Source organism: Treponema sp. UBA785, assembly GCF_002297065.1.
In the GTDB taxonomy this organism is placed as follows: domain Bacteria; phylum Spirochaetota; class Spirochaetia; order Treponematales; family Treponemataceae; genus Treponema_D.
Window position 1 is genome coordinate 7225 of the sequence record NZ_DBJD01000045.1, and the last position, 211, is coordinate 7435.

Below are 211 nucleotides of genomic sequence, written 5' to 3' on the forward strand. Positions count from 1 at the left end.
TTTTCCGGGAATTGTATGCGATGACGGAAGAATTTTTTCGTTAAAAGTTGCCGACGGAGCAAACTTTGTTTTGGAGGATGTTACAAAGCTTCAGGGAAATAAAATTCATCTGGAAGGAAAAATTGACGAAAACCAAAAAAATGGATTTGAAGTTTTAAAAGACGGAGTTTTTATAATTTCGGCCTTTGAAAAAATATAAAAAGATTTTTAG

At 32.2% G+C, this 211-nt stretch carries 1 pseudogene; it reads left to right on the top strand.

Going from position 1 to position 211, the window contains the following annotated elements:
* A pseudogene (locus B2X33_RS03550) lies at positions 1-199 on the top strand (hypothetical protein); the annotation flags it as partial.
* Between the last annotated feature and the right edge of the window lie 12 nt (positions 200-211).